The organism is Thiomonas sp. (assembly GCF_054608695.1).
The window spans coordinates 1-5,292 of sequence record NZ_JBTRXV010000152.1 but is presented as its reverse complement, the minus strand read 5'-3'; the positions used below and the strand labels follow the sequence as shown (position 1 = coordinate 5,292).

The 5,292-nt window shown below is 63.0% G+C and carries 5 protein-coding genes, 1 pseudogene and 1 other annotated feature; of the genes and pseudogenes, 5 read left to right on the top strand and 1 reads right to left on the bottom strand.

All coding sequences use genetic code 11. The features are described from left to right. Positions 1-39 precede the first annotated feature (39 nt). A protein-coding gene (locus ACYCUK_RS23150; RefSeq protein ID WP_461596953.1) for an IS3 family transposase occupies positions 40-1,271 on the bottom strand; the annotation gives its coding sequence in 2 pieces (ribosomal slippage) (positions 40-980 and positions 980-1,271; 1,233 coding nt in all). Continuing rightward, positions 877-993, bottom strand: a sequence feature (AL1L pseudoknot). (Overlaps the previous gene by 117 nt.) Positions 1,272-1,323: 52 nt before the next feature. On the opposite strand from ACYCUK_RS23150, the gene ACYCUK_RS23145 reads away from it, so the two are divergent. The 5 genes and pseudogenes from ACYCUK_RS23145 to ACYCUK_RS23125 all read left to right on the top strand — a co-directional run. Next, the gene (locus ACYCUK_RS23145) at positions 1,324-2,040 is read left to right on the top strand and encodes an ABC transporter ATP-binding protein (protein WP_461596952.1); all 717 of its coding nucleotides are present in this window, start codon (positions 1,324-1,326) and stop codon (positions 2,038-2,040) included. Continuing rightward, entirely contained in the window at positions 2,037-2,918 is an 882-nt protein-coding gene (locus ACYCUK_RS23140) for a carbohydrate ABC transporter permease (RefSeq protein WP_461596951.1), read from the top strand. The genes ACYCUK_RS23145 and ACYCUK_RS23140 overlap by 4 nt, the downstream gene beginning before the upstream one ends. Then, positions 2,911-3,723 carry a carbohydrate ABC transporter permease gene (locus ACYCUK_RS23135; RefSeq protein WP_461596950.1) on the top strand — a complete coding sequence of 271 codons (813 nt, stop codon included), beginning with the start codon at positions 2,911-2,913 and terminating at the stop codon, positions 3,721-3,723. The genes ACYCUK_RS23140 and ACYCUK_RS23135 overlap by 8 nt, the downstream gene beginning before the upstream one ends. Positions 3,724-3,864: 141 nt before the next feature. Then, positions 3,865-4,173, top strand: coding sequence for a DUF2160 domain-containing protein (locus ACYCUK_RS23130; RefSeq protein ID WP_461596949.1), 309 nt, complete (start codon positions 3,865-3,867; stop codon positions 4,171-4,173). Between the two features lie 96 nt (positions 4,174-4,269). Continuing rightward, positions 4,270-5,166: pseudogene (locus tag ACYCUK_RS23125) on the top strand (extracellular solute-binding protein); the annotation flags it as partial. Between the last annotated feature and the right edge of the window lie 126 nt (positions 5,167-5,292).

Below are 5,292 nucleotides of genomic sequence, written 5' to 3'. Positions count from 1 at the left end.
TGAACCGCCCCGGCTTTCGTGGAGGCCGGTTGGTTTAAGTCAGGCCACCACCATGGAGGTCTGACTGGCGAGTTGCCGATAGTAGTTTGCCTCAGCTTCTGCCGGCGGGATATAGCCCAGGGGTTCCATCAGTCTGTGGTTGTTGAACCAAGCTACCCATTCCAGGGTCGCCAGCTCCACCGATTCCTTGGTTTTCCAGGGGGCACGGCGATGGATCAGCTCGGCCTTATACAGCCCGTTGATCGTCTCGGCCAGGGCGTTGTCATAGGAGTCGCCCTTGCTGCCTACAGAAGGCTCAATCCCAGCTTCAGCCAGCCGCTCGGTGTAGCGGATGCTGACGTATTGCGATCCGCGGTCCGAGTGGTGAATCAAGGCATCGTCGCGTTCGGGTTGCCGGGCGTACAGCGCCTGCTCCAGGGCGTCGAGCACGAAGTCCGTGCGCATGGAACTGCTCACCCGCCAGCCGACGATGCGCCGGGCGAAGACGTCGATGACGAACGCCACGTACAGCCAGCCCTGCCAGGTGGACACGTAGGTGAAGTCGGACACCCAAAGGGCATTGGGCCGCGCAGCCTTGAAGACCCTGTGGACGTGGTCCAGCGGACACAGCGCCTTGGCGTCAGGGATCGTGGTGCGCACGACCTTGCCGCGCCTGGTGCCCTGCAATCCGAGCCTGCGCATCAGCCGCTCCACCGTGCAGCGCGCCACCACCACACCCTCGCGGTGCATTTGCTTCCAGACCTTGTCAACGCCATAGACCTGCATGTTCGCTTGCCAGACCTGTTGGATGTGGGGGATCAGCCGCTGATCGCGCTGGGTGCGTGCCGGCAGCAACTCAGGATGGCGCTGCCGGGCCGCATGCAGGCGGTAACCGCTTGGGGCGATCTGCAAGACCTTGCAGATCGGCTCGACCCCGAAGCGGTCACGATATTGATCAACAAATGCCTTCAGCTCTTGAGTCGGCGGTCGAGCTCCGCCTGGGCGAAAAACGCGCTGGCCAGCTTGAGGATCTCGTTGGCCCGGCGCAATTCCTTGACCTCGCGCTCCAGATCCTTGACCCGCTGCGCTTCTGCCGAGGTCACGCCAGGGCGCGTGCCTGCATCGACCTCGTCGCGTCTGACCCACTCCAGCAGGGTGTGCGCCGAGCAGCCGATCTTGGGGGCAATCGACTCCACAGCGGCCCACAGCGAGGGGTACTCACCGCGGTGCTCCTGCACCATCCGCACGGCGCGCTCGCGGACTTCAGGGGAAAACTTGTTTGACTTGTTCATGGCTCCATTCTCTTCAAGGTTGGAGCCTCCTCAAAAACCGGGGCGGTTCAAGATGAGCGGCCAGCTCGACCTACGTGCCGCCGGCTTGGCGGCCGACGCCAAGCAGAAGATCTCGCTCGGTCGCGGCCTGGTGCGCGAAGACGTGTCGGCGGTGCTGTTCGACGAGCCGCTCACCGTGATCGACCCGCACCTGAAGTGGCAGTTGCGGCGCAAGCTCAAGCAGATCCATCACGAGCTCAAGCTGACCTTGATCTACGTCACGCACGACCAGGTCGAGGCGCTGACCTTCGCCGAGCAGGTGGTCGTGATGACGCGCGGCCGCGCTGTGCAGGCCGGCAGTGCGTCGGAGCTGTTCGAGCGGCCGCAGCATACTTTTGTCGGCCACTTCATCGGTTCGCCAGGAATGAATTTCCTGCCGGCACGAACAGCAAGGTCGGACGTCGAGGTTGCCGGATACCGCGTGGCGTCAGCCACGAACGCACTCAAGGACGCCGGCAGCTTCACGCTCGGCGTGCGGCCTGAATACGTGACGCTCGCGTCGGCCAATGCCGACGGCGCCGTTCCCGCGCTCGTGACGCAGGCGCAGGACATCGGCACTTATTGGCTGCTGACCGCAGAGGTGGTCGGCAACGATGGGACCGCGATCCGCGCACGCCTGGCTCCGCACCAGCGCATTCCGCAGGCAGGCGAGACGGTGTGGCTGGCCATCGTCGGGCCGCACACCTGTTTCTACAGGAACGACGAGTTGATCGTGGGAGCCACGGCATGAAACCCGTCAACCAGAAAGCCTGGCTGCTGATCCTGCCGGTCGTGCTGTGCGTCGCGTTCTCGGCGATCCTGCCGCTGATGACGGTCGTGAACTACTCGGTGCAGGACATCATCTCGCCCGAGCGGCGCGTGTTCGTCGGCACCGAATGGTTCAAGGCGGTGATGCGCGACGACGACCTGCAGGGCGCGCTGCTACGTCAGATCACGTTTTCGTTCGCGGTGCTGGCAGTCGAGATTCCGCTCGGAATCGGACTCGCTCTCTCGATGCCGGCCAAAGGTTGGCAGGCGTCGGCGGTGCTGGTGCTGATCGCGATCTCGCTCTTGATTCCGTGGAACGTGGTCGGCACGATCTGGCAGATCTACGGCCGTACCGACATCGGCCTTTTGGGCGCGACGCTGGCCAGGCTCGGGGTCGACTACAACTACACCGGCAACGCAACCCACGCGTGGCTGACGGTGCTGCTGATGGACGTCTGGCACTGGACGCCGCTGGTCGCGCTGCTGTGCTACGCCGGGCTGAGGGCGATTCCCGACGCCTACTACCAGGCCGCGAGCATCGACGGCGCATCGAAGTTCGCGGTGTTCCGCTACATCCAGTTGCCCAAGCTGCGCGGCGTGCTGATGATCGCCGTGCTGCTGCGCTTCATGGACAGCTTCATGATCTACACCGAGCCCTTCGTGCTGACCGGCGGCGGGCCCGGCAACGCGACGACCTTCCTCTCCCAGTACCTGACGCAGAAGGCGGTCGGCCAGTTCGACCTCGGCCCGGCGGCGGCGTTCTCGCTGATCTACTTCCTGATCATCCTGCTGCTGTGCTTCATCCTCTACAACTGGATGCAGCGCGTGGGCACTGCCGACAAGGACGGCGCCCATGGATGACCGGCGCTTCAGGAAGCGGACGATCTTCCTGCTTCTCTACCTCGTGTTCGCCATCCTGCCGGTGTACTGGATGGTCAACATGTCGTTCAAGACGAACGAGGAGATCCTCAGCGTCTTCTCGCTCTGGCCGAGGGCGCTCACCTGGGACAACTACCGCACCATCTTCACCGATGTGTCGTGGTACTCGGGCTACATCAACTCGATGATCTACGTGGCCATGAACACGGCGATATCGCTGCTGGTGGCGCTGCCGGCGGCCTACGCGTTCTCGCGCTACAGCTTCCTCGGCGACAAGCACGTGTTCTTCTGGCTGCTGACCAACCGCATGACGCCGCCGGCCGTGTTCCTGCTGCCGTTCTTCCAGCTCTACACCACCCTTGGCCTGATGGACACGCACATCGCGGTGGCGCTGGCGCACCTGGTGTTCAACGTGCCGCTGGCGGTGTGGATCCTGGAGGGGTTCATGAGCGGCATCCCGCGCGAGATCGACGAGACGGCCTACATCGACGGCTACTCGTTTCCGCGCTTTTTCGTCACGATCTTCATTCCGCTGATCAAGTCCGGCGTTGGCGTGGCGGCGTTCTTCTGCTTCATGTTCAGCTGGGTCGAACTGCTGATGGCGCGCACCCTGACGAGCGTCAACGCCAAGCCGATCGTCGCGGTGATGACGCGCACGGTCTCGGCTTCGGGAATGGATTGGGGCGTGCTCGCCGCGGCCGGGGTGCTGACCATCGTGCCGGGAGCGATCGTGATCTGGTTCGTGCGCCACTACATCGCGAAGGGGTTCGCGATGGGCAGGGTTTGAATTGGTTGGCTCCCTCCCCCTTGATGGGGGAGGGTCGGGGAGGGGGTGAAAACGTGGCATGCCGCCATCCCATCCCCATCCCTCCTTCCCCCGTCGAGGGGGAAGGAGGGAACAGGCGCTGCGCGCCAAATGGGGAGTGCAATGTTCGATTGGATGGCCTGGACCTTGCCGGTGGCGGTGTTCTTCATCTGCATCGGGTTGATGCTCGTGGGCATGACCGTGTGGGAGCTCAAGTCGCCGACGGTCGAGCGCAAGGGCTGGTTGCCGATAGCCACCACGCGCGGCGACCGGCTCTTCATCGGGCTGCTCGCTGCGGCCTGCGTGAACCTCGCCTTCGTGGCCGTGAGCGAAAAGATGATCGTCTGGTTCGGGCTCGAACAGGAGCCGTCGATCTGGATCAGCTTCGTGGTTTCAATGCTCTTGCTCGGGCTGATCCTGCGCAAGGGCTAGGTCCGACATCTTTGAAAGAAAGGGAAAGGCACTCGGCCAATCCTTCCCAGCCGATGTGTCGTCATCTCAAGGGGAAGAACTTCAGGAGACATTGACATGAAATTGCACTTGAATGCTGTGGCCTTCGCCGCTGCCGCTCTGGCCCTCGGCCAAAGCGCTTGGGCCGGGGAAGCCGAGGCGAAAAAATGGATCGACAGCGAGTTCCAGCCGTCGACACTGTCCAAGGACCAACAGGCCGCCGAGATGAAGTGGTTCATCGACGCCGCTAGGAAGCTGCAGGCCAGGGGCGTGAAGGAGATCTCGGTGGTGTCCGAGACCATCACCACGCACGAGTACGAATCGAAGACGCTGGCCCGCGCCTTCGAGGAGATCACCGGCATCAAGGTCAAGCACGACATCATCCAGGAAGGCGACGTGGTCGAAAAACTGCAGACCTCGATGCAGTCGGGCAGGTCGATCTACGACGGCTGGATTTCCGACTCTGACTTGATTGGCACGCACTACCGCTACGGCAAGATCATGAACCTGACCGACTACATGGCCGGCAAGGGCAAAGAGTGGACCAACCCGGGCCTGGACATCAAGGACTTCATCGGCACCAGCTTCACGACGGCGCCGGACGGCAAGATATACCAGTTGCCGGACCAGCAGTTCGCCAACCTGTACTGGTTCCGCGCCGACCTGTTCGCACGTCAGGACCTGCAGGACAAGTTCAAGGCGAAATACGGCTATGACCTCGGCGTGCCGCTGAACTGGAGCGCCTACGAAGACATTGCCGAGTTCTTCAGCCACGACGTGAAGACCATCGACGGCAAGCCGATCTACGGCCACATGGACTACGGCAAGAAGGACCCGTCGCTCGGCTGGCGCTTCACCGACGCGTGGCTGTCAATGGCCGGCACCGCCGACATCGGCATTCCGAACGGCAAGCCGGTCGACGAATGGGGAATCCGCGTCTCGGCCGACGGCTGTCATCCGGAAGGCGCCTCGGTGTTGAACCGCCCCGGCTTTCGTGGAGGCCGGTTGGTTTAAGTCAGGCCACCACCATGGAGGTCTGACTGGCGAGTTGCCGATAGTAGTTTGCCTCAGCTTCTGCCGGCGGGATATAGCCCAGGGGTT